The sequence below is a fragment of the Lichenihabitans sp. PAMC28606 genome (assembly GCF_020616535.1).
Classification (GTDB): domain Bacteria; phylum Pseudomonadota; class Alphaproteobacteria; order Rhizobiales; family Beijerinckiaceae; genus Lichenihabitans; species Lichenihabitans psoromatis.
The window spans coordinates 639629-661897 of the sequence record NZ_CP085136.1; the positions used below are offsets into that span (position 1 = coordinate 639629).

The window sequence follows — 22269 nt, forward strand, 5'->3', positions numbered from 1 at the left end:
GACGCCGTAATTATGACCCTCTTGTTACGTTACCGAACGGTGTGGTCCGATGGTTTGGACGACCGGCATGCGCTTGCCCGAATGGAGGCGCCGCTCTAAGGCTAAGCCGGGATCGCGCAGCATTATGGCTTCTAACGGTATGAAGAGGTTCGTTTTTCTTTTGGTTTCGCCGCGCCTTGTTGCGGGCGTGATCTGCGCCTTTTGTCGAGCGTGATCTTGCATCGTGGAGTGATCGGGGGGATGCCCGAACCGTGCTGAACCTCGTGGGGCGTTACATCCTGCGGACCTCGACCGTGGCCTTCGTGGCTGCGCTTGTGGTCCTGACAGCCGTGATCTGGCTGACTCAGGCTTTGCGCGAGTTCGATCTGCTGACAATGCAGGGTCAATCGATCCTCATCTTTCTGACCGTCACGGGGCTCGCGATCCCGTCTCTCGTCATGTTCATTGCGCCGATCGCCTTGTTCATCGCGATCCTCTACGTCCTCAATCGCTTGAACGCGGATAGCGAACTCATCGTCATGAGCGCGGCGGGCCTCTCCCCGGCGCGGCTGATGCGACCGTTTGCGGTCCTGACCATGGTGACGACCCTGATGGTGGGGTTCATGTCGCTCTATGCGGTGCCGGCCGGCTTCCACGAATTACGGGATCTCGTGACGAAGGTGCGGGCGGATTTCATCACCCGTATCGTGCGGGAGGGAACGTTCACGACGCTCGATCAGGGTTTCGTGTTCCACTACCGCGAACGCGGCGCCAACGGCGCGCTGCTCGGCATCTTCATTCAGGATCGTCGAGACCCAACCCACATCGCCACATATCTCGCCGAGAGCGGCACGACGCAGCAATCGGGTGACGAATCCTATCTCGTGTTGCAGAAGGGCAGTCTGCAGCGAGAAGACCCCAAGACGACCAGCGCCGCCATCGTGGTGTTCGATTCCTACAAGATCGACCTCACGCAATTCGGCGGCAACAATGGCGCGGTCCCCTACAAGCCCCGCGAACGCTCGACCCTCGATCTGCTGACGCTCAACACCAAGGATCCCTATGTGGCCTCGCAACTGGGCCGCTTTCGCTCCGAACTGCATGACCGTTTCGTCAACCCGCTTTACGCTCTGACCTTTGGGATGATCGCCTTGGCGGCCCTGGCTCAGCCTCGCACCACCCGGCAAGGCCGAAGCGGTGCGATCCTGGCCGCCATCGTCATCGTGTTGCTGGTTCGCGTCGCGGGCTTCGGCGCCGCCAGCCTCGTGGTCAAATCCGCCGGTGCGGTCGCGCTCGATTATGCGGTGCCGCTTCTCGGTCTGGTCGGTGCGGCCTGGTGGATGTTTGGGCCCACCCTCCAGCGTCCGGCTCGCCGGCGACGCCTCGCGACGGCGGTGCATCCGTGATCGGACCAACGCTCACGCGCTACTTCTCGGTGACCTTTGCCCGCACGGTTTTGTCCGTCTTCGGGCTGATGTTCCTGCTGATCTACCTGCTCGATTTCGTCGAAATGCTGCGCCGGGCGAGCGACGCGAAAGGCTCGTCAACGCTGCTGGTCGCTTTTTTGTCGCTGCTGCGGGTGCCATCCGTGTCGGAGCAGGTCATGCCTTTCGCGGTCTTGTTCGGGGCGATGTTCGCCTTCATCAATCTCACACGGAAGCTCGAGCTCGTGGTGGCGCGTGCGGCTGGGATGTCGGTCTGGCAGTTCATGTTACCGCCGGTGGCCGTCGCATTGGCGATCGGCATCGTCGCAACCACGATCTACAATCCCATTTCGGCTCTCTCGAAACGCCAGGCCGACCGCCTCGAGCTCAAATTGTTCGGGGCCGCCGGGGCGAGCGAAAAGGCGCTCTGGCTCAGACAGAAGAGCATCGACGGCCAAGCCATCATCCGAGCCGATCATGCCGAGGACGGCGGAACGAGCCTCACCGGCGTCACCGCCTTCGTGTTCGAGCCGGATGGCTCGTTCCAGGAACGCGTCAACGCAAAATCAGCCGAATTGGAGCCCGGATTCTGGAGCCTTATCGATGCTCACATCATCTCGCCCGACGACGAGCCACAGGATTCCAAGACCTTTTTGCTGGCCACCAATCTGACGGCCGATCAAGTCTCCCAATCCTTCGAGGCACCGGAGGGTGTTCCGTTCTGGTCGCTGCCGGCGTTTCAGCAACGAACCGAGCAAGCCGGGCTCGACGCGACGGCCTATCGGCTGCGATATCAAACACTTCTGGCTCGTCCTTTGCTGTTGGTCACGATGGTGCTGATCGCCGCTTCGTTTTCCTTAAGATTTTTCCGGTTTGGTGGTGTGGCAAAGATGGTCTCGGGTGGCGTTGCGGCAGGCTTCGTGCTCTATGTCGCGACGACGCTCATCGGAGATCTAGGGGGCGCGGGAATCCTCAGTGCACCTGTGGCGGCTTGGTCGCCTGCAATCGTTGGAAGCATGTTGGCCACATTCGTTCTCTTGCAGCAGGAAGACGGTTGATGGAGCGGCATGGCAGCCCCCTTCAGATCCGCTGCGGCAAGTTACTGGCGGCACTCGGATTGCTGATCCTGTTGGCGGCCGGACTGTCGGCATCCGGCGGACACGCTGAGGCAGCGGCACTCGATCCAAAATCACCGACGGTCGCCGGTACCCAAGCCGCCGCCGAGCCTGCCAAGGCCGACCGTCTCGTGGTCGAGGCGAAACAACTCACCTACGATCGTGACAAGAACGTCGTGACGGCCGAGGGCAACGTTCAGCTCTACTACCAGGGCCGCATCCTCGAAGCCGACAAAGTTACCTATGACCGCACCAGCAGTCGCGTTTTTGCGACCGGCAATGCGAAGCTGACCGAAACCGACGGCACCGTCGCCTATGGCGACCGGTTTGACCTCACCGACGATTTCAAGAGCGGGTTCATCGATAGCCTGAGTGCGATCACCAAGGACAAGACGTATTTCACCGCACCACGCGGCGAGCGCAGCGCCGGCGAAACGGCGGTCTTTGACAAGGGAACCTACACGGCCTGCGCGCCCTGTAAGGAACATCCCGAGCGGCCGCCGTTATGGCAGCTGAAGGCCATGAAGATCATCCACAACAAAGAAGAAAAGATGATCTATTTCGAGGACGCGAGCTTCGAGTTCCTCGGCGTTCCGATCGCCTATCTGCCCTATCTTTCGACGCCCGACCCGACCGTGACCCGCAAAACCGGCTTTTTGGCCCCGGGCTACGTCTATGAATCACGCCTCGGCTTTGGTGCGTCTGTTCCCTATTTCTTCAATCTCGCGCCGAACTACGATCTGACCGTGACGCCGACCTTCCTGTCCAAGCAAGGCGTCCTGGGCCAGGTCGAGTGGCGTCAGCGCATGATGTCCGGCTCGTATAACATTCGCGCCACCGGCATCGACCAGCTTGATCCCGGCCAATTCGATGCCCAGCCTTACGGCACGGGACGCCGTGAATTGCGCGGCTCGATCGAGACGGCGGGCAAATTCTTCATCAACGAGCAGTGGAAATACGGCTGGGACCTTTCACTGTTCAGCGACAAATACTTCTTCCAGGATTACAAAATCCGCAGCGAGAGCCTGACGACCGACTACATCAAGGAGTCGATCTCGACCGTTTACCTGACGGGTCAAGGTGATCGCAGCTATTTCGATCTGCGCGGCTATCGCATTCAGGGTCTGTCGGAATACGACTTCAACAAGCAGCAGCCGCTTGTTCTTCCGGTGCTCGACTACAACCGGACCATCGGGCTTGCGCCTGAAAAGACCTATGGGGTTGGCGGCGAAGTCAAGATCGACCTCAACTTTACGGCAATCTCGCGCACCGCAGCCGATTACCAATCGACCGGCGTTCGTCTTCTCGATAAAGCCTTCGCGCTCTATGATGTTTGCCCGACGTCGCTGACACCCAATCCGGCACTGCCGAACTTCAAGCCGCCGAACTGCTTCATTCGCGGCGTGGGCGGCGATTATGATCGGGCCTCGGCACAGGTCTCCTGGCAGCGCAAATTCATCGATCCATTCGGCGAGGTGTGGACGCCTTTCGCCTTCGTGCGGGTCGACACCTCCTGGCTCGCCTTGAACAAGAGCGACACCTTTACGTTCACGAGCGCCGGGGGCTTCTCCGAAATCTCGAACGCGGATCAATCGAACTTCTTCGGGTCGAAGAACGACTCGTTCTATGGTCGCGCGATGCCGGGGATCGGCCTCGAATATCGTTATCCGTTCGTGGCTTCGACGGGCTGGGCGACGCATCTTTTCGAACCGATCGCGCAGATCGTCGCTCGACCGAGCGAGTTGCATGCGGGTGATCTGCCGAACGAGGATGCTCAAAGCCTCGTGTTCGACGATACGACCCTGTTCGAATGGAACAAATTCTCCGGCTATGACCGAACCGAAGGCGGCGTGAGAGCCAATGTCGGCGGTCAATATACGATGACGTTCAATTCAGGGATGTCGGTGAATGCCCTGTTCGGGCAGTCCTTCCAAGTCGCTGGGCTGAACTCCTACGCGATTAGCGATGTGGCCAACGTCAGCGCCGAATCGGGACTTGCGACGGCTCGCTCGGACTACGTCGGTCGCGTCGCCGTGAACCTGAACCAAGATTTCTCGTTCATCGCGCGGAGCCGTTTCAGCGAGAAAGACTTCACGCCGGAATCGATCGACGTGATCGCCAATACGAAATTTGGGGCGACCACGGGATCGATCCAATATTCGCGATACGCGGCGCAGACGTTGATCGGCTACCCCTATCGTCGTGAAGGCATTTTGTTCTCCGGACGATACGACTTCCTCGATCACTACTTCCTCAAGGGGAGCGCCACGATCGACCTCAACCCCTATAAGTACGACACGGCGACGGGCCTTTATGATCTCAAGTTGGGGAGTCCCGCGCTGTCGGTTCTCGGACTTGGCGTCGGCTACAACGATGATTGTACGACCGTGAGCGTGAATTACAGCCGAAGCTACACCGACTCGGCTGGCGTAAGGGGCCTCGATCAGACCGTCTTGTTGCAGCTGACGCTCCGGACATTGGCGCAAGGCAAGGTGCAGACCGGCGTCGGTGGGGCTCAAACCGTGCAGGACGGCATTTACAAGTAGAGTACCGTTTCGGCCGGCAGCGCCTTTGCGGTGTCGTATTCAAGCCTTAAACGTTCGACGAAATATCGTGGATTCGTTTGCAATTCGATCTCGCGACACACGGGGCGTGGTCGACAGCGTGCCTATGTGCTGCTTGGTTGTGTGCTTCGGTGTCGGTCGCTGCGAGCGACCGGCTTCGGTCAACGCGTTGCGGCGCTTGGCTGATGTACTTTTCTGCTCATAGGACACCCATGCTCATGTCGCGTTCGGTTCCCACCATCGGTACTCTAGCGGTTGCGGCTGTGGCTTTGGGATGGTGTTGGATAGGGTCGGCGGCGCCGGCCTCGGCTCAGGCGATCGCCGCCATCGTCAACGGCGACCCGATCACCACGTCCGATGTCGACGAGCAGATGAAATTTCTTCGCATCATCAAGAAGCCGGCTTCGCGTGCGGATGCCTTGGAGGATCTCGTCGCCGACCGCATCAAGCTGCGCGAAGCCAACAAATACGGGATCGACGCGAGTGATTCCGATTTGACCCAGACGCTGAACCGGGTCGCGTCCGCGGCGAAAATGCAGCCGCAAGCGCTGGCCAACGCGCTGCAGGCCGCCAAGGGCAATACGGATATCATCCGCCAGCATCTTCGCGCCGTCGCGGCCTGGAATAACTACGTCCGCAATCGCAACAAGGCGCTGAACGTCAGCGAGGAAGAGATCACTGCGGCTTTGGCCAAGAGCACGTCTGCCGGCAAAGAAGCGGCCGATTACACGTTGCAGCAGGTGGTCTTCGTTGTACCGAGCGGCGCGAGCGCTGGCGTCCTTGAAGGACGCATGCGGGAAGCCCAGGCGTTGCGGTCGCGCTTTCAGGATTGTGCGAGCGGCTTGCCGCTGGCCCGCTCGCTCCCCGACGTCGGGATCAAGCCGGCCGTGACACGCAACGCAAGTGCGCTCTCGGCCAAGACCCGGGAGACGCTGGATCAGACGCCAAAGGGCAGGCTGACAGCACCGGAGCGGTCGGCCTCGGGCATCGAGATGATCGCGGTCTGTGGCCGTGACGACGAGGCGGATCGGACGACCGTGCGCGATAACATACAGGCGGATCTGATCACCGAACGCTTGTCGAAGATTGCCGATCGCATGTACCAGGATTTGCGAAAGACCGCCGTCGTCGAAAAGCATTGACGATCATGTCAGCATCGCCACTGCCGATCGCTATGACACAGGGCGATCCGTCGGGCATCGGGCCCGACCTGACCTTGTCGGCCTGGATGCGTCGCACTGGTGAGACGGTGCCGTTCTATGTCGTCGCAGATCCTGCCCTTCTGGCAAAGCGTGCAGAGTTGCTCGGGCTCGATGTCGAGATCGTCGAGACGACCCCGGCTGATGCGGCAGGTTTGTTCAGCTCACGCCTGCCGGTCGTCCCTTTGAGCAGGCGCGTCAGCGGTTCGCCGGGCCAGCCGTGCGTCGAGGATGCGGCTGGAACAATCGAGGCGATCGAGACGGCGGTTCAGCATGTCCGCTCCGGCCTCGCCGCAGCGGTGGTGACCAATCCGATCGCCAAAAGCGTGCTCTATGCTGCGGGTTTCGCCCATCCCGGCCATACTGAATTTCTCGGCGAGCTCGCAGCACGGTTCTGGAATGTGCCGCGTCCGCTGGCCGTCATGATGATCTGGTCGGACCTGCTGGCGGTCGTGCCTGTCACGATCCACATCGCCCTTGCGGAGGTGCAGGCCGAGCTCTCCGGCTCGTTGATCGAAGCGACCGCTCGGATCGTCGATCACGAGTGTCGGATACGCTTCGGCATCGGAAAGCCGCGGCTGGCTTGTGCCGGGCTCAACCCTCACGCGGGTGAAGGGGGCAGCATGGGCCGTGATGAGATCGACATGATCATTCCGGCCCTCGAGGCCCTCCGTGCGAGCGGCATCGACATCACGGGACCGTTTCCGGCCGATACGCTCTTCACGTCCGCGGCGCGCCCCGGCTATGACGTTGCCCTCGCGATGTATCACGATCAGGCTTTGATCCCGATCAAGACACTGGCGTTCGACGAGGCCGTCAACGTGACGCTTGGTCTGCCGTTCATCCGCACGTCGCCGGACCATGGCACGGCCTTCGACATCGCTGGTCGTGGGATAGCACGCGACACCAGCCTCGTTGCGGCCCTGGCACTCGCGGGTCGGCTGGCCGTGCAGGAACGAGCCGGCTTGTCGCCTGGCTCCCTCGTTTGACCCTGCTGCCGGACGATGTCGAGCGTGAGACGGCCGATGGCCTCCCTCCCTTGCGGGAGGTCGTCAAAACGCACGGGCTCGATGCCAAAAAAACGCTTGGTCAGAATTTTCTCTTCGACCTCAACCTGACCGGCAAGATCGCGCGCGCCGCCGGCCCGCTCGAGGGGCAGACCGTGTTTGAAGTCGGCCCGGGGCCAGGTGGGCTGACCCGCGCCTTGTTGCTGGCCGGCGCGTCTCATGTGATCGCGGTTGAGCGCGATAAGCGCTGCCTTCCGGCGCTAGCCGAGATCGAAACTCACTACCCCGGCCGCCTGACCATTATCGAGGGCGATGCGCTGACGCTCGACCCGGCCGTCCTGGCGCGCGGGGTGCCCGGTGGCCGATTGAGGGTCGTGGCCAATCTGCCCTATAATATCGGTACAGCCCTGCTGACGCGCTGGCTTGAAGCCGAACCCTGGCCGCCGTGGTTCGATCGGCTTGTGCTCATGTTTCAACGTGAGGTCGGCGAACGGATCGTCGCGGGCGTGGAGGATCGCGCCGAATATGGTCGGCTCGGCGTTCTCTGCGGCTGGCGGACCGAGGCTCGCATGCTATTCGACGTGCCACCCCAAGCCTTTACGCCGCCGCCAAAAATCATGTCGTCTGTCGTCGAGTTACGGCCGCGCGATGTGCCCTTGCCATGTTCGGGGTCTGATCTGGCGGCCGTCACGCTGGCCGCCTTCGGACAGCGTCGGAAGATGCTTCGGCAGTCGTTGAAATCGTTGTCGCTGCATGGCGGCCCGATCGATGTGCCGCTCATGCTAGAGCAGACTGGCCTCGATGGATCGACCCGCGCCGAGGAAATCGACATCGCAGGCTTTGTCGCTCTCGCGCATGTCTACGGTGAGATGTCGCGCCGACGTTGATCCGCTATTCGCGCAGCAGCGTCGCAATGAAATTGGAAACGCCGGTCTCGACCCTCACGCGCTTCAGTCGCTCGGCCGTCAAAATATCCAGCACGTCCGTGAAGGTCTTCTGCAGGTCGTCGTTGATCAGCACGTAATCATAGGCTGTCCAGCGCGCGATCTCGTTTCGCGCATTGGTCAGGCGTTGCTCGATGACATCGGCCTGGTCTTCGGCGCGCCGCTCGAGACGGGCCCGCAACTCCCGCATGGAGGGCGGCAGAATGAAGATCGTGACGACATCGGCCGGGGCCTTGCTCCGAACCTGCTGCGTGCCCTGGTAATCGATGTCGAACAGCACATCCCGGCCAGCCGCGATCACGTCTTCGACCGGGCTGCGGGGTGTTCCATAGAAGTTGCCGTGGACCTCTGCCGATTCCAGAAGATCGTCGTGATCGCGCAAGGCTTGAAACCGCTCGTGCGTGACGAAATGGTAGTGGATCCCATCAGCTTCGCTCGACCGCCGAGCCCGCGTCGTCACCGAAACCGACAGCGTGAGATCCGATTCCTTCTTTTGCAATAGCATGCGGGTGAGGGTCGTCTTGCCGGCTCCTGACGGTGATGAGAGGATCAGCATCAAGCCACGACGCTTGAGAAGGGCTGGATGGTGCTGACCGAGCGGCATGAGGTTCTCTATTCCAGATTTTGGACTTGTTCGCGAAATTGCTCGATCCGATGGCGAAGGTCCAGCCCGATCCCGGTCAGAGTCGCATCGTTTGACTTGGCACAGAGCGTGTTGGCCTCGCGGCCAAGTTCTTGCGCCAGAAAATCAAGCTTTCGACCGACGATGCCGCCGTCGGTGATCAGGTCCAAGGCGGCGCGGTGGTGAATGCGAAGCCGATCGAGCTCCTCGCGGATGTCGGCCCGCGCCGCAAGGATCACGGCTTCCTGATGCAGGCGGTTTGGATCGAGCGCCGGGACCGCATCGATCAACCCTCTCACGGCTTCGATCAGTCGGTCGAAGACCGCCTCGACGCCGCGACCGGGCGCATTCTCGGCTGCCGTAGTCAAGGCTGCAATGTCGCTCAGTTGCGCCAGCAGAACACTCCGAAGACCAGAGCCCTCGGCGACCCGCGCGGCTTGCAACTGGCCGAGCGTGATCGTCAACACATCGAGCGCCGCACGGTCGATCGTCGCGCGAACGGATGGGTCCTCGGTCGGCTCTGTGAGGTCGACGACACCCCGGATGCCGAGCAGACCATCCATCGTGACCCGCCCTACCCCGGCGTCCGGTGGCGTAGCGGCGTCGATCGCGGCGATCAACCCGCGCAAAATCGCTTCGTCGATCCGGACCACAGGTAGTTGCGGCGGCCGTTGCAACAGCAGCACTGCGTGGCACGTCCCGCGCCCGATCACGTCCGCGATCCGCGCGCGACATTCAGGTTCCAGTCCGTCGAACCCGTTCGGCAGCCGGACCCTGATGTCGAGCCCCTTGGCGTTTACGGTCTTCAGTTCCCAAGCCAGGCTGCCGGCGGCGATCGTCGACGAGGCGCGAGCGAAACCCGTCATGCTGGCGAGTGTCGTCGATGTCGAACGCTCGCCCAACCGGCTTGCCTCGAGCGAGGTCAATTGACGGAGGTCGCGAGGGGAACGACGGGCGGCAGCGCTCGGATGGTCGGGACGATCTTGGCCGAGCTCAGGTCATAGCTCTTGTCGCGCAAAGGATCGAAGGCGGTCCCTTCGGAGGCGTCGATGATGGAGCCTTTCCCGAAGCGCCGGTTTGATATCGGTGGTGCGTTGTCGGTCGGGTTATCGAGCGACACGGAACCGGGCGGTGGTTGTCGATCGTTCGACGTCTGAAGCCCGTAAGCGCGAGCGCGAGCCTTCTGGTCGGCCAATTGCTGCGCCGAAACCGGGAATGTGGCCATCGAGCCGGTTGCGGACTGCGCCGGATCGGCGACGTAGCCGCCCCCATCGAGATCCGCATCGCCGACACCGGCTTTGGACCGCACCCCAGCAACCTCAATATCGAGTTCGTCAAAATTACCGTTTGGCGCATAGGCATTTGCGGTTGCCGGCTTTGTCGACAGCGGTGTCGACGGCGCGGCGTCGAAACCCTTGAACGGAAAAGCAGCAAGACGCGAGGGCTGCGGCGACAGCGCCGTCGCCAATGTGCCGCTTGGAAGCTCGCCATAGACGGTCTCACCGCCATTGTTGTCGCTCCGCTGATTGCTCCGCGGCGCAACCACGCCGGCCGGGACAGGCGCCGTGACCTTATCGGCATCGGGCGACACCTTGTCCTTCGCATCCTTCTCGATCTGCCTCCAACGCAACACGTTCGCGCGGTGCTGATCGAGATTGTCGGCGAAAGCATGCCCACCAGTTCCGTCGGCAACGAAATACAGCTCCTTGGTCCGGGACGGGCTCGCGACAGCCTCGAGCGCGGCCTTACCCGGATTAGCGATCGGGCCAGGGGGCAGGCCCGTGATCGCATAGGTGTTATACGGCGTTTTCTGTTCGAGCTCGCTCTTGAGAATACCACGCCCGAGCGTGCCTTTGCCGCCGACAAGTCCGTAAACGATTGTCGGATCCGATTGCAGAGGCATGTTGCGGACCAGCCGGTTGACGAAAACACCGGCGACACGCGGTCGCTCGTCGGCGCGACCCGTTTCCTTCTCGACAATCGACGCGAGTGTGACGAGTTCGTAGGGGGAGCGGATCGGCGTATCAGGTGAGCGGCGTGCCCAAACATCCGCCAAAATCTTTTTTTGCTCGGCCTGCATGTTGCGGATCACCTGATCGCGCGTCGTGCCCCGCGCGAATTTGAACGTGTCGGGCATCAAGGTACCTTCCTTGGGCACCTCCTTGATGTCTCCCGCCAGGACGTCGTCATCGCGCAGTCGATCGACGACCTGCTCGCTCGTAAGCCCCTCGGGGATCGTGATGGAATGCAGAATCTGCTTACCCGAAACGAGCGTATCGATCACGTCACGCAAGCTGGCCGCCTGCTTGAACATATATTCGCCGGCCTTGACCTTGCCGCGATTGCCCTCGATCCAAAGCGCCGCCGTCATCAAAGGTCGGCTGTCGACGACGCCCTCATCGGCTAATTGATCGACGATGCCGGACACATCCGTTCCGGGCGCGATCGTCACGGCTTTATCGGCCGGCAGAGGTCCGGGCGTGTTGATGCGCTGTTCGCCAAGCGACCAAGCGACCGCCAGTGCAATGGCCGCGATGCCGATGAAAGACAGGAGCCCGCTCGCGATGCCGACGATGGGCCGACGACGCTTGCTTTGCGGGGGCTGCGGCGGCTGAGGCACGTCATCAGGCTGCAAGGCTTCGCGCGGGCTTCGAAGCGAACGGCGCCCCCCGAAGCTCGATCGTCTCTCGGCCGGACCCTGCGTTGACGATGTTGGATCTTTCGGAGTGTCGACCATCATCAAACCGTGAGTTGCGGATGTGAATATGTAGGGCGCGACCCTAAGGCTTTTGCGTCGCGGCGCCTACCGCAAGGTGAACGACGGCATCACGGCCTCCGACGGAGATGCGCCGATCCGCCCCGAAACCCTGCAATAACAGCACTGAAAATGTGGCGACGCAGCGACAAACCATTGAGAGGTCACGAAACGCTATTGTCATGTTGCAGACTTGTCGCGTGACGGTGGTTCAGAGAGCCATGGCGGTACAGCGTCGACGACGTATCAGTGTTCGACGCGTTTGAAGATGAGTGACGCATTGGTGCCGCCGAAGCCGAATGAATTCGACAGCACATGCGTGATCGGACGGGCTTTGGCCGTGTGGGCCACCAGGTCGATCTGCGTCTCGACCGACGGGTGATCGAGGTTGAGTGTCGGCGGGACGATCTGATCGCGGATCGCCAGCAGGGAAAAGATCGCCTCGACGGCTCCTGCGGCGCCCAAAAGATGGCCTATGGCGGATTTCGTCGACGACATGGCAACCGAGGACGCCGCATCGCCGAGGACGCGCTCGACAGCGCGGAGTTCGATCTCGTCGCCCAACGGCGTCGAAGTCCCGTGAGCGTTGATATAGTCGATGTCGCTGGCCGAGAGGCCCGCTCGCTTCAAGGCCGCCGACATGCACCGAAAGGCGCCGTCACCATCCTCGGCTGGTGCCGTAATATGATGCGCGTCCCCCGACATGCCGTAGCCGACCACCTCGCCATAGATCTTGGCGCCACGGGCCTTGGCATGCTCGAAGCTTTCGAGAACGACGCAGCCGGCGCCTTCACCCATGATGAAACCGTCGCGATCCCGATCATACGGGCGGGAGGCGGCTTGCGGCCGATCGTTGAAGCCGGTCGTCAGGGCGCGACAGGCCGCGAAGCCAGCGAATGACAGTCGGTTGACGGCCGATTCCGTGCCGCCCGCCACCATGACTTCCGCGTCGCCAAATTGAATGATGCGAGCCGCATCGCCGATCGCATGTGCGCCTGTGGAACAAGCCGTGACGACGGCATGGTTCGGTCCCTTGAGGCCATAGCGGATCGAGACATACCCGCCGGCGAGATTGATAAGGCGTCCGGGAATGAAAAAGGGTGAGATCCGGCGCGGCCCTTTTTCGTCGAGCAGAAGCGCACCGTCGTTAATACCGCCGAGGCCTCCGATACCGGATCCGATCATAACCCCGGTCTCGATCTGATCCTCGTAGCGGGTCGGAAGCCAGTCAGCGTCGGATAAGGCCTGCCCCGCGGCGCCCATCGCAAAGACGATGAAATCATCGACCTTGCGCTGCTCTTTTGGCTCCATCCAACGAGCGGGATCGAAGCTCCCGTCGGTGCCGTCGCCCCGCGGCACTTCGCATCCAATCTTGCACGGCAGATCGGACACATCGAACCGATCAATCAGCTTGGCGCCGTTCTTGCCCTCGAGGAGAGCGCGCCAGGATGTGTCGACATCGCCGCCGAGCGGCGTCACCATACCGACCCCGGTAACTACAACGCGCCTCAATGAATCCACCTCATCACCCTCAAGCTCCGAAGCTTTCGGAGCAAGAGGATCTTTCCGCGCTTCGCTTCATCAGGACGCCGGTTCTGCGACCGGCTTGAACCGCATCACCGGCTCTGCACCCTGCACGGCAGGATGTGCTGGCTTAAGCCTTTTTGTTCTTTTCCAAGAACCGGACGGCATCGCCGACCGTGACAATCGTCTCGGCTGCATCGTCCGGGATTTCAACACCGAACTCTTCTTCGAAGGCCATCACGAGTTCGACCGTGTCGAGCGAATCTGCGCCAAGATCGTCAATGAAATTAGCGTTATCGACAACCTTTTCCGGCTCGACGCCGAGATGTTCAACCACGATCTTCTTTACGCGCTCGGCGACATCGCTCATTTTTGTATCCTCGTTCATATTCATTTTGGTTGGTCACAATCACCATAGTGATGCATGACCGCTGCCCCCTCGTGGACCGTTCGACCGACCATCGTCAGACCGGACAGCCACGAGAAACGAAAGCTCTCCCACGTTCCTCGTGACCGAAGGTTCGCCCTGAAGACCGAACCAACAGCTGCGTCGCGGGAACCTCGACTTGAAACACGAAGACCTCGAACCGTCACTCGACTTTTCGCTTCGCACCCAAATCATCCGACGAAACCCAGTGTTTTTCCACTGATAATCCGTCAGCGGCGCTGGGTCGTAACATACTTTATAGACGATTGCGAGAGACCCGCCAGCGGTTCCTCATGGGCTCGACCGAGACCAATAAGGCTCTCAAATCATTGCCATTCCGCCATTGACGTGGAGAGTTTGCCCCGTCACATAGCCGGCTTCTTGGCTTGCGAGATAGACAACTGCGGAAGCAACGTCCGATCCGTTGCCTAGACGTCGAGCCGGGACGGAAGCAAGTATTGATTCCTTTTGCTTGTCGTTCAGCACGTCCGTCATCGGGCTCTCGATGAAACCTGGGGCGACGCAGTTCACCGTCACGTTCCGCGTGGCGACTTCGCCGGCCAAGGACTTCGACATGCCGATCATCCCGGCCTTTGAGGCGGCATAATTGCTCTGGCCTGGATTGCCCATCACCCCGACCACGGAGGTGATCCCAATAATCCGGCCATAGCGTCGGCGCGTCATACTTTTCAGCGCCGCGCGAGCCAACATGAACCCTGCGGTCAGATTGACCATGAGCACGACATTCCAGTCATCATCCTTCATCCGCAGCGCCAGCGTATCGCGCGTCACGCCGGCATTGTTGACCAGGATATCGAGAGGGCCTGCCGCCTCTTCGGCCCGCGCCACAAGGGTCTTGACCTGTTCGGGATCCGACAGATCGCATTGCACCGGGAAGCTTCTCTCGCCCAGGGTTGAGGCAAGCGTCTCAAGCGCCTCGACACGCGTTCCCGATAGAACGACGGTCGCGCCCTGCTGGTGGAGTGCGGTCGCGATCGCCTGACCGAGGCCGCCCGTTGCACCCGTGACGAGCGCGGTCTTCCCCGTAAGATCGAACATCAATGCTCCTGGATCGAATTGCGAGCCGCCGCAAAGGCCTCGATATCGGCCGGCGTTCCGACCGATATCGTCCGCAGTCCTGGCGTGATGCGCTTGACGAGACCACATAGAACGGCGCCCGAACCGAGTTCGACAACATCATCGACACCCGTCTCGGCCATCGTCAGCACGACGTCACGCCAGCGAACGGTCCCGCAAATCTGTGCCACCAAGGATTGCCGGATGGAATTGACGTCGGATACGGGCTTGCCGTCCCGGTTGGCGACGAGCGGAACGACAGGCGGATGCATCGACACCGTCGCAAGCGCATCCTGCATTTTATCGGCGGCAGACCGCATGAGACCGCAATGAAAGGGAGCGGAGACGTTGAGCAGCACGGCTCGCTTGACGCCCCGCTGCTTGGCCAAAGCGATCGCGCGGTCGATCGCGGCCGCGTGACCCGATAGGACGACCTGTCCGCCACCGTTATCATTAGCGACATCGCAGACGTCGCCCTGCGCGGCGTCGGCCGCGACGGCGCCGGCTTGTTCGGCATCGGTCCCCAGCAACGCCGCCATGGCACCCACCCCGGCCGGAACCGCAGCCTGCATGGCTTCACCCCGCAGACGGAGCAGACGCGCGGCGTCGAAGATGGAGAGAGCGCCTGCCGCCGCAAGAGCGGAATATTCCCCAAGCGAATGACCGGCCACGAAGGCAGCCTGGGTTGCGAGGTGCAAACCGGCATGGGCCTGCAACACGCGGACGACCGCGAGGCTCATGGCCATCAAAGCCGGCTGAGCATTGGCGGTCGCGGTCAGATCCGCCTCGGGTCCCTCGAAAATGGTCGCCGACAGCCTTTGGCCGAGCGCGGCATCGACCTCGTCAAACACGGCTCGCGCTTCGGGGAAGCGATCAGCCAGGGCCTTGCCCATTCCGACGCTTTGCGACCCCTGCCCTGGAAACATAAACGCTGTTGTCATCGGCCTCGGCAAATCGTTCAACGCTTTATCAATCAAGATGTGCGGAGTGCCACTGCAGCCTCTCGCCTGTCAAGCGAAGGGACGGCTCCCGCTTTGGAGCGGTCCCTCGCGACGCCAAGGGTTGCGCGTGGCTTGAATGTCTGTATGGTGCGCCCTCCGCAGCATCCTGGCCGGGGGCTGAACGGAGGGCATCGTCGTTTCTTGACGATGTAGGGCACCCGCCCGTCTTCCCGTGTTCCCGCCTTCGAATGAAACCGCTCGAGCCTTACCGAGGCTCGAAGGGCTCCGCGCCGGATGCAAGCGTGAACCAGAAAGGCAAGTCATAATGGCTCTTTACGAGCACGTTTATATGGCTCGTCAGGACGTAACCGCCCAACAGGTGGAAACGCTGACCGAGCAACTCAAAGGCATCATCGAGGCCAATGGCGGCAAGATCGCCAAGGTGGAATATTGGGGCGTCAAATCCCTCGCCTACCGGATCAAGAAGAACCGCAAGGCGCATTTCACGCTGATGAACATCGATGCCCCTTCGGCCGCTCTGGTCGAGATGGAACGCCAGATGCGCATCAACGAAGATGTGCTCCGGATCCTGACGATCCGCGTCGATGAGCACGAGGAAGGCCAATCGGCCATGCTGCGCAAGCGCGAAGACAGCGATCGTGACGATCGTGGTGACCGCGGCGAGCGTCGCGGCAGTGGCGGCGGCCGCTTCGATCGGAGCGACCGTGCTCCGCGCGGCCCGCGTCCTCAGGAAGGTGGCTTCCAGGGTTCAGGCTTCCAAGGTGGAGGAGAAGCATAATGGCTACCGCTCCGCGTCGCCCGTTCTTCCGTCGTCGTAAGACCTGCCCGTTCTCCGGCCCGAACGCGCCGAAGATCGATTATAAGGACACACGCCTCCTGTCGCGCTACGTGTCCGAGCGTGGCAAAATCGTGCCGTCCCGCATCACCGCTGTCTCGGCCAAAAAGCAGCGCGAACTCGCGACTGCCATCAAGCGGGCGCGTTTCTTGGGCATCCTGCCTTACATGATCCGTTAAGAAGCTTCGGGCGGGTTTACTCGCCCTTTACGTCGGCGCGTCGAGAGCGAAACTCGGGCGCTTGGCTGGGGGCCGGAACAAGGGTGTTCACGGCCTCCTAACCCCTCGTTTCGAGGCGGGACAGCTCGACCATGATGAAAACCTCAGGTGTGGCGGTTAGCGCCGGTCTCGCAGCAGCCCTGCTGTTCGTGGTTTCCGCGAAGGGTACGGCCGTCGCGACCCTCATGGCGTATTTCACCGCCCTTCCGATTATGATCGCAGCGGTCGGCTTCGGACATCTATCCGGACTTGCCGGTGCCTTGATCGGTACCGGCGCCGTAACACTGGCGCTTGGCCCTGTACTCGGCGCATTTTTCGCCATCGCCTTTGCGTTTCCTGGCTGGTGGCTTTCTTATCTGGTGCTGCTGGCGCGTCCCGCGCCCGAACGGGTCGCCGTCACGGGACAATCCCAGGCGGCTTCGCCTCCGCTCTTGTGGTATCCGCTTGGTCGGCTCGTCACCTGGGGCGCAGCGCTCGCGAGCTTCGCCGTGCTGATGATGGGCACCGCGATCGTGATCCGGTTCGGCGGCTACGACAAAGCTTTCGACGTGATGTCCGGGCGCCTGGAAGCGATCCTCGGGCTGCCGGTCAAGTCGACCGGCATCAATCCTTCGGAGTTTGCTGGGCTCGTGGTCCGCATCCTACCGCTGGCGATGGCGGCCTCGTCTTTCATCATGTTGATGCTCAACCTCTGGCTCGCTGGTCGCATCAGTGAGATCTCCCATCGCTTGATCCGTCCGTGGCCGTCTGTGCCGGATGGATTGATGCTGCCCCGCTGGGCCCCAGCCCTCGTTCTTCTCGGCGTGTTGCCGCTGTTTGCCGATGGGTTGATCGGCATTGGGGCCGCGACTGTCGCGGCGTCCTTCGCGACGGCTTTTGCGTTGCAAGGTTTGGCCACCGCCCATGTGCTGACGCGCGGCTTCACGGCCCGGCGCGCCATTCTGGCGGCTATCTATGTGGTCACCGCCATGATCATGCCGTGGCCGCTCATCGCCCTCACGCTCATCGGACTCGTGGACTGCCTGTTTTCCCTCAGGTTTCGCCGCACACCGACGTCTCATTCCAATCCAACAGGAGGTACACCATGGAAGTAATTTTGCTCGAACGCGTTGCTAAGCTCGGCCAGATGGGCGAGCGCGTCCGCGTCAAGGACGGCTTTGCCCGCAATTTTCTTTTGCCGCGCGGCAAGGCTTTGCGCGCCACGGAAGGCAATGCCAAGCGCTTCGAAACGCAGCGCGTTCAGCTCGAGACCCGCAACCTCGAGCTCAAGACCGAAGCCTCGGCCATTGCCGAACAGCTCGACGGTCAGACCTTCACGATGATCCGTCAGGCCGGCGAAACCGGACAGCTGTACGGATCGGTGTCGACGCGCGATATCGCAGAGGCCATCACGGAAGGCGGTTTCTCGGCGACCCGCAATCAGGTCGTTCTCGCCACCCCGATCAAGACGATCGGCCTGCATATCCTGCCAGTTCAGTTGCACCCGGAGGTCGAAGCCAAGGTGACGATCAACGTCGCGCGGTCGCCGGAAGAAGCCGAGCGTCAGCTCAAGGGCGAAGAGATCAACGTCCGCGAGGAAATGTCTCTCGACGATCTCGGGCTCGAAATCGGCGCAGCCTTGGCTGAGAGCGACGGAAGCCTCGGCGACCGCTAAGCTTCGGCGCCTTCGGGCAAGCCCTCACAGATCAAGCCGCGCGGTGTCTACCGCGCGGCTTTTTTATGTCAGTTCAGGAGAAGCGGAATTCGGTCCGATGGCTGTAAACCTCGCCAGGACGAAGAATGGTCGAGGGGAATGTCGGTTGGTTCGGTGAGTCGGGAAAGAATTGCGTCTCGAGACACAGAGCGCCGAACTGGTCGTATGTTGCACCATCCAAACCGGGGACCGGGCAATTGAGGAACGCGGCATTGTAGAATTGCACGCCAGGCTGATCGGTGTGGACCTGCAGCGTCACATCGCTCTTGGATGAATGAACGGTCGCCGCATGATCGAGAGCGCCGCCGAACCGTCCGCCGCGGAGGACGTAGTTGATGTCATAGACCTGCATTGCTTCGTGCCGCACCGGGCGCGCTTCACGGAAGTCGAATGGCGTCCCCTCTACGGGTGCAATCTCGCCTGTGGGGATGCTATTGGCGTCCACCGGAGTCATGCGATCGGCGAAGATCGTCACGTCATGATCGAGAATGTCGGTCGACCCATCCAGATTGAAATAGGAATGATTGGTGAGGTTGACGACGGTCGCGGCGTCGCTTGTGGCCGTGAGCTCGACCCGAAGCGTGGCGGGCTCGATCAGCGTGTAGGTGCAGGTCGCGTCAAGCGTGCCGGGGAAGCCCTGATCGCCATCATCGGACCGGAGCGTCAACGTCACCGAATGGGTCGTATGGGCCTTGACGGTCCAGACGCGGACGCCGAAGCCCTTCGGTCCGCCATGCAGGCATGTGATGCCTTTCTCGTTACAGGCGAGATCGTGGCGCTTCCCGTCCAGCGTGAAACCGCCCGCGATCCGATTGGCAAAGCGACCCGGGACCGCGCCGAAATAAGGTGAATGGGCCACATAGTCGTCGATGGAATTGAGCCCGAGCACCACGCGTTGCAGGCCCGACCGCGACGGCACGATCATGTCGCGGATGACGGCACCCCACGACAGCACCGAAACCGAAGCGCCGCTATCGGCTCTGAGGATGATCTCCTGAACCTCGAGACCGTCCACGACCCCAAACGTCTTCATCTGCGCGTCACTCATCGCTTTCTCCCATGTCGCCTATACGTCTGAGAACGCCGAGCACGGACGTTGGATCGTCCGGTCGCTCGCTATCGTTCAGGCGGGTGTCTGTCGGCGCGGCTCGAATTCGTCGGATCGGAGCGTGTGGGCCAGTCCATCCAGCACGCCGTTCACCAAACCCACCTCTTCCCGATCGAAGAAAGCAGCCGCCAGATCGGCATATTCGGTGATGACGACGCGCGCCGGCACGTCACCGCGCCGCATGAGCTCATAGGTTCCGCAACGCAGGATGGCTCGAAGAACCGCTTCGACGCGCCGCAGCGGCCAACCAGCCTGCAAAGCCTCGTCCGTCATCGTATCGATCGCGGTCTGGTGATCGAGAACGCCTTGCAGGATATTGCGGAAGAAAGCGATCTCGGCCGGGCGATACTGATCGCCTTCGACCTCCTGCCCTATCCAATGCGACTCGAATTCGGCGAAGATCTCGTTGAGACCCTTCCGGGCTACTTCCATCTGATACAGGGCCTGCACGGCCGCGAGCCGGGCGGCGGCGCGTTGCTCTCCGCGCGCCACTACTTGGCCTCGACCTTGCGCTGCAATCGCAGCAGCGCCAGAGCCGCCCGGGCGGCATCGCCGCCCTTATCGCCACGCGCCGGATCAGCCCGCTCCATCGCTTGTTCCTCGTTTTCGACGGTCAGAATGCCGTTGCCGAGCGGCAACCGACGGGTCAGCGCGACCGCCATGATGCCACGACTGCTCTCGTTCGAGACGATCTCGAAATGATAGGTCTCGCCACGGATCACGCAGCCGAGAACGACGACCGCATCATAGGCGCGTTCGTTGCCATAAGCGGCATCGACGCAGATCGCCACCGCGATCGGGATCTCGAGAGCGCCCGGAAGCGAAATCACGTCATAGGTCGCGCCGGCCGCCGTCACGGCCGCGACAGCTCCCGCCAACAAGGCCCTCCCGATCGCATCGTAGAACCGCGCCTCGGCGATGAGGATATGGGCCGGAGCCACGGTTTCGACCGTGTCGGGGAGGATACGGCTTGGTTCTGCCATCAGGGTCTCGGGTCGGGTCGACACAGCGGGATTTCGCAAGCCTCGCTCATAGAGCGCGCATCCGGCTGGTGCAAGGCGCGTGCGCCATCGGCGGTCTCAGGATCGCGCTTCAGGATCAGCCAGGCGCGCCGCATAACGCGCCATCTGATCGATTTCCAGGTTGAGGCGAGACCCGGCCACGACCTCGTTCCAGGTTGTGACCGCCAAGGAATGCGGGATCAAAAGGACCGAGAAGCGGTTCTGCTCGACCGAATTGACCGTCAGCGACGTGCCGTCGAGCGAGACCGAGCCTTTTTCGGCAATGAACCGCGCCAGCGGCCACGGTGCCTCGATATCGAACCGCGACGTGGTGCCATATTCGGTGCGCGCCAGAACGGTCGCGATCCCGTCCACATGACCGGAGACGAGATGGCCGCCGAGTTCATCGCCGATTTTCAAGGATCGCTCGAGGTTGATGCGGCGCCCGATGCGCCAGTCCGCGAGCGTGGTTCGCTCGAGCGTTTCCTTGGCGGCCTCGACATCGAAGATCGTGCGACCCTGCTCGGTCGCGATATGAACCGCTGTCAGGCATGGTCCCGAACAAGCAATCGACGCGCCGAGCGCGATGCCATCGGCCGGATAGGCACATGCGATCCGGAGGCGGGTGGTGTCGTTCGACGCGGTCATGTCGATGATGGTGCCGATGTCGGAGATCAGGCCTGTGAACATCGTTCTACTTTCTCAAAGCGGCGCAGCCGGTCAGGGCCGAGCATCCTGTCCTCGACAAGGCGATAACGCTCCCGGTCATTGAGGATCGTTCGCACAGCGGGGTCGAGGGCCGCTAGCCCCGCCCGGCCAAACGCGACCGGACCGGTCAGCACCGCGACCTCATCGGCATAGCCTGCGGCTAGAAGCGCGGCACCAAGGCGCGGACCACCCTCGCAGAACACCCGTGTAAGACCACCCGCAAGATGCCGCAGCGCCGCCGCAAGATCGAGCCGTCCATCCTGGTCGAGCAGCGATGACACGACATGAACGCCGGCGGCCCGCAGCGCCTCAACGCGGGCCGATGCCGCGTGAGGGCCGGCCACGACGACCACGGGCGAGCGTGCGGCACTCATCACGAGACGTCCTGTGAGCGGGGTGGAGGCGGCGGGATCGAACACCACACGAACGGGCTGATTGGCTTCCATGCCGGGAAGACGCACGTCGAGACGCGGGTCGTCGGCACGCGCCGTCCCTGCCCCGACCAGAACGGCATCATGCAAGGCGCGCTGTCCCTGTACCCAAGCGTTAGCCATCGTGCCCGTGATGAGCAACCGCGGGTCATCGGAGGGCGACGCCGCAAAGCCATCGGCTGTCTCGGCTATTTTGAACGTGATGAACGGCCGGCGATCGACCACGCGACGAATATGGCCGGCGTGGTCCCGCCGCGCTTGATCCGCGAGAATGCCCGTTACGACGGCAATGCCGGCGGTCCGCAGACGCTCGATCCCACGCCCGGCGACACGTGGGTCTGGGTCGCCGCATGCGATGACGACACGCGCAACCCCAGCCGTCACGATTGCGTCAGCGCAGGGTTTGGTATGCCCGTAGTGGCTGCACGGCTCGAGCGTGACATAGAGGGTCGCGCCTCGGGCACGCTCGCCGGCCGCGTCGAGCGCCTGTGTTTCAGCATGAGGCCGACCCCCAGCAGCCGTAACGCCTCGGCTGATGATCACCCCATCCTTGACCAGCAAAGCGCCGACCGACGGATTGGGTGCCGTACGACCAAGGCCGCGCCGGCCGAACGTCAAGGCTGCATGCATGAAGCGCGCGTCGTCTGGAGACGCCTCGTCGCTTCTCGCGGAGAAC

22 protein-coding genes are annotated in these 22269 nt (G+C 62.0%); 10 read left to right on the top strand and 12 right to left on the bottom strand.

What is annotated here, in order from left to right:
• Nucleotides 1-251: 251 nt before the first annotated feature.
• From lptF to rsmA, 6 genes are all read left to right on the top strand, one after another.
• Nucleotides 252-1385, top strand: a complete 1134-nt coding sequence (lptF, locus tag LGH83_RS03025) for an LPS export ABC transporter permease LptF (protein ID WP_227400553.1) — start codon at nucleotides 252-254, stop codon at nucleotides 1383-1385.
• Nucleotides 1382-2461: an LPS export ABC transporter permease LptG gene (gene lptG / locus LGH83_RS03030; RefSeq protein WP_227400554.1), complete on the top strand. Its 1080-nt coding sequence runs from the start codon at nucleotides 1382-1384 to the stop codon at nucleotides 2459-2461. The genes lptF and lptG overlap by 4 nt, the downstream gene beginning before the upstream one ends.
• A complete protein-coding gene (locus tag LGH83_RS03035; protein ID WP_227400555.1) occupies nucleotides 2461-5064 on the top strand; it encodes an LPS-assembly protein LptD in 2604 nt (867 codons plus the stop codon). The genes lptG and LGH83_RS03035 overlap by 1 nt, the downstream gene beginning before the upstream one ends.
• A 236-nt stretch (nucleotides 5065-5300) precedes the next feature.
• Nucleotides 5301-6224, top strand: a complete 924-nt coding sequence (locus tag LGH83_RS03040; RefSeq protein ID WP_227400556.1) for a SurA N-terminal domain-containing protein — start codon at nucleotides 5301-5303, stop codon at nucleotides 6222-6224.
• A gap of 5 nt (nucleotides 6225-6229) precedes the next feature.
• Nucleotides 6230-7270: a 4-hydroxythreonine-4-phosphate dehydrogenase PdxA gene (gene pdxA / locus LGH83_RS03045; protein ID WP_227400557.1), complete on the top strand. Its 1041-nt coding sequence runs from the start codon at nucleotides 6230-6232 to the stop codon at nucleotides 7268-7270.
• Complete coding sequence (gene rsmA, locus LGH83_RS03050) at nucleotides 7267-8175, top strand: 16S rRNA (adenine(1518)-N(6)/adenine(1519)-N(6))-dimethyltransferase RsmA (RefSeq protein ID WP_227400558.1); 909 nt, start codon at nucleotides 7267-7269, stop codon at nucleotides 8173-8175. Before pdxA ends, rsmA begins: the two co-directional genes overlap by 4 nt.
• A 4-nt stretch (nucleotides 8176-8179) precedes the next feature.
• On the opposite strand, the gene gmk is transcribed toward rsmA, so the two are convergent.
• The 7 genes from gmk to fabD form a co-directional block, all read right to left on the bottom strand.
• Nucleotides 8180-8836: a guanylate kinase gene (gene gmk / locus LGH83_RS03055; RefSeq protein ID WP_227400559.1), complete on the bottom strand. Its 657-nt coding sequence runs from the start codon at nucleotides 8834-8836 to the stop codon at nucleotides 8180-8182.
• 8 nt (nucleotides 8837-8844) lie between these two features.
• The gene (locus LGH83_RS03060; protein WP_227400560.1) at nucleotides 8845-9720 is read right to left on the bottom strand and encodes a YicC/YloC family endoribonuclease; all 876 of its coding nucleotides are present in this window, start codon (nucleotides 9718-9720) and stop codon (nucleotides 8845-8847) included.
• A gap of 56 nt (nucleotides 9721-9776) precedes the next feature.
• Nucleotides 9777-11474: an endolytic transglycosylase MltG gene (gene mltG, locus LGH83_RS03065; protein WP_227400561.1), complete on the bottom strand. Its 1698-nt coding sequence runs from the start codon at nucleotides 11472-11474 to the stop codon at nucleotides 9777-9779.
• Nucleotides 11475-11855: 381 nt separating this feature from the next.
• On the bottom strand, nucleotides 11856-13121 hold the full coding sequence (gene fabF, locus LGH83_RS03070; protein WP_227401712.1) for a beta-ketoacyl-ACP synthase II: 1266 nt from the start codon (nucleotides 13119-13121) through the stop codon (nucleotides 11856-11858).
• 142 nt (nucleotides 13122-13263) lie between these two features.
• The gene (locus tag LGH83_RS03075) at nucleotides 13264-13503 is read right to left on the bottom strand and encodes an acyl carrier protein (protein ID WP_131117149.1); all 240 of its coding nucleotides are present in this window, start codon (nucleotides 13501-13503) and stop codon (nucleotides 13264-13266) included.
• Between the two features lie 378 nt (nucleotides 13504-13881).
• Entirely contained in the window at nucleotides 13882-14619 is a 738-nt protein-coding gene (gene fabG / locus LGH83_RS03080; protein ID WP_227400562.1) for a 3-oxoacyl-[acyl-carrier-protein] reductase, read from the bottom strand.
• Entirely contained in the window at nucleotides 14619-15578 is a 960-nt protein-coding gene (fabD, locus tag LGH83_RS03085) for an ACP S-malonyltransferase (protein ID WP_227400563.1), read from the bottom strand. Before fabD ends, fabG begins: the two co-directional genes overlap by 1 nt.
• Nucleotides 15579-15903: 325 nt before the next feature.
• Between fabD and rpsF the strand changes: the two genes are divergently transcribed.
• The 4 genes from rpsF (at nucleotide 15904) to rplI (ending at nucleotide 18306) form a co-directional block, all read left to right on the top strand.
• Nucleotides 15904-16377, top strand: a complete 474-nt coding sequence (gene rpsF / locus LGH83_RS03090; protein WP_131117158.1) for a 30S ribosomal protein S6 — start codon at nucleotides 15904-15906, stop codon at nucleotides 16375-16377.
• Nucleotides 16377-16613, top strand: coding sequence for a 30S ribosomal protein S18 (gene rpsR / locus LGH83_RS03095; RefSeq protein WP_131117161.1), 237 nt, complete (start codon nucleotides 16377-16379; stop codon nucleotides 16611-16613). Before rpsF ends, rpsR begins: the two co-directional genes overlap by 1 nt.
• A gap of 131 nt (nucleotides 16614-16744) precedes the next feature.
• A complete protein-coding gene (locus LGH83_RS03100) occupies nucleotides 16745-17746 on the top strand; it encodes a YybS family protein (RefSeq protein ID WP_227400564.1) in 1002 nt (333 codons plus the stop codon).
• Nucleotides 17737-18306 carry a 50S ribosomal protein L9 gene (gene rplI / locus LGH83_RS03105; protein WP_131117167.1) on the top strand — a complete coding sequence of 190 codons (570 nt, stop codon included), beginning with the start codon at nucleotides 17737-17739 and terminating at the stop codon, nucleotides 18304-18306. The genes LGH83_RS03100 and rplI overlap by 10 nt, the downstream gene beginning before the upstream one ends.
• Nucleotides 18307-18379: 73 nt before the next feature.
• Here rplI and LGH83_RS03110 read toward each other — a convergent pair whose 3' ends face one another.
• The 5 genes from LGH83_RS03110 to ribD form a co-directional block, all read right to left on the bottom strand.
• The gene (locus LGH83_RS03110; protein ID WP_227400565.1) at nucleotides 18380-19393 is read right to left on the bottom strand and encodes an aldose epimerase family protein; all 1014 of its coding nucleotides are present in this window, start codon (nucleotides 19391-19393) and stop codon (nucleotides 18380-18382) included.
• A 75-nt stretch (nucleotides 19394-19468) separates the two neighbouring features.
• Entirely contained in the window at nucleotides 19469-19885 is a 417-nt protein-coding gene (gene nusB / locus LGH83_RS03115; RefSeq protein ID WP_264479167.1) for a transcription antitermination factor NusB, read from the bottom strand.
• Nucleotides 19886-19944: 59 nt separating this feature from the next.
• Nucleotides 19945-20436 carry a 6,7-dimethyl-8-ribityllumazine synthase gene (gene ribH / locus LGH83_RS03120; RefSeq protein ID WP_227401713.1) on the bottom strand — a complete coding sequence of 164 codons (492 nt, stop codon included), beginning with the start codon at nucleotides 20434-20436 and terminating at the stop codon, nucleotides 19945-19947.
• Nucleotides 20437-20532: 96 nt separating this feature from the next.
• Nucleotides 20533-21144 carry a riboflavin synthase gene (locus LGH83_RS03125; RefSeq protein WP_227400567.1) on the bottom strand — a complete coding sequence of 204 codons (612 nt, stop codon included), beginning with the start codon at nucleotides 21142-21144 and terminating at the stop codon, nucleotides 20533-20535.
• Nucleotides 21129-22223, bottom strand: coding sequence for a bifunctional diaminohydroxyphosphoribosylaminopyrimidine deaminase/5-amino-6-(5-phosphoribosylamino)uracil reductase RibD (gene ribD, locus LGH83_RS03130; protein WP_227400568.1), 1095 nt, complete (start codon nucleotides 22221-22223; stop codon nucleotides 21129-21131). The genes LGH83_RS03125 and ribD overlap by 16 nt, the downstream gene beginning before the upstream one ends.
• Nucleotides 22224-22269 lie beyond the last annotated feature (46 nt).

Bases quoted from the DNA above. Each gene is read 5' to 3' on its own strand.
- LGH83_RS03035 (WP_227400555.1), top strand. From the start codon at position 2,461: ATGGAGCGGCATGGCAGCCCCCTTCAGATCCGCTGCGGCAAGTTACTG.
- ribH (WP_227401713.1), bottom strand. From the start codon at position 20,436: ATGGCAGAACCAAGCCGTATCCTCCCCGACACGGTCGAAACCGTGGCT.
- rpsF (WP_131117158.1), top strand. From the start codon at position 15,904: ATGGCTCTTTACGAGCACGTTTATATGGCTCGTCAGGACGTAACCGCC.
- fabD (WP_227400563.1), bottom strand. From the start codon at position 15,578: ATGACAACAGCGTTTATGTTTCCAGGGCAGGGGTCGCAAAGCGTCGGA.
- nusB (WP_264479167.1), bottom strand. From the start codon at position 19,885: ATGGAAGTAGCCCGGAAGGGTCTCAACGAGATCTTCGCCGAATTCGAG.
- LGH83_RS03060 (WP_227400560.1), bottom strand. From the start codon at position 9,720: ATGACGGGTTTCGCTCGCGCCTCGTCGACGATCGCCGCCGGCAGCCTG.
- LGH83_RS03040 (WP_227400556.1), top strand. From the start codon at position 5,301: ATGTCGCGTTCGGTTCCCACCATCGGTACTCTAGCGGTTGCGGCTGTG.
- LGH83_RS03110 (WP_227400565.1), bottom strand. From the start codon at position 19,393: ATGAGTGACGCGCAGATGAAGACGTTTGGGGTCGTGGACGGTCTCGAG.
- gmk (WP_227400559.1), bottom strand. From the start codon at position 8,836: ATGCCGCTCGGTCAGCACCATCCAGCCCTTCTCAAGCGTCGTGGCTTG.
- rpsR (WP_131117161.1), top strand. From the start codon at position 16,377: ATGGCTACCGCTCCGCGTCGCCCGTTCTTCCGTCGTCGTAAGACCTGC.
- pdxA (WP_227400557.1), top strand. From the start codon at position 6,230: ATGTCAGCATCGCCACTGCCGATCGCTATGACACAGGGCGATCCGTCG.
- ribD (WP_227400568.1), bottom strand. From the start codon at position 22,223: ATGCATGCAGCCTTGACGTTCGGCCGGCGCGGCCTTGGTCGTACGGCA.
- LGH83_RS03100 (WP_227400564.1), top strand. From the start codon at position 16,745: ATGATGAAAACCTCAGGTGTGGCGGTTAGCGCCGGTCTCGCAGCAGCC.
- fabG (WP_227400562.1), bottom strand. From the start codon at position 14,619: ATGTTCGATCTTACGGGGAAGACCGCGCTCGTCACGGGTGCAACGGGC.
- LGH83_RS03075 (WP_131117149.1), bottom strand. From the start codon at position 13,503: ATGAGCGATGTCGCCGAGCGCGTAAAGAAGATCGTGGTTGAACATCTC.
- LGH83_RS03125 (WP_227400567.1), bottom strand. From the start codon at position 21,144: ATGTTCACAGGCCTGATCTCCGACATCGGCACCATCATCGACATGACC.
- rplI (WP_131117167.1), top strand. From the start codon at position 17,737: ATGGAAGTAATTTTGCTCGAACGCGTTGCTAAGCTCGGCCAGATGGGC.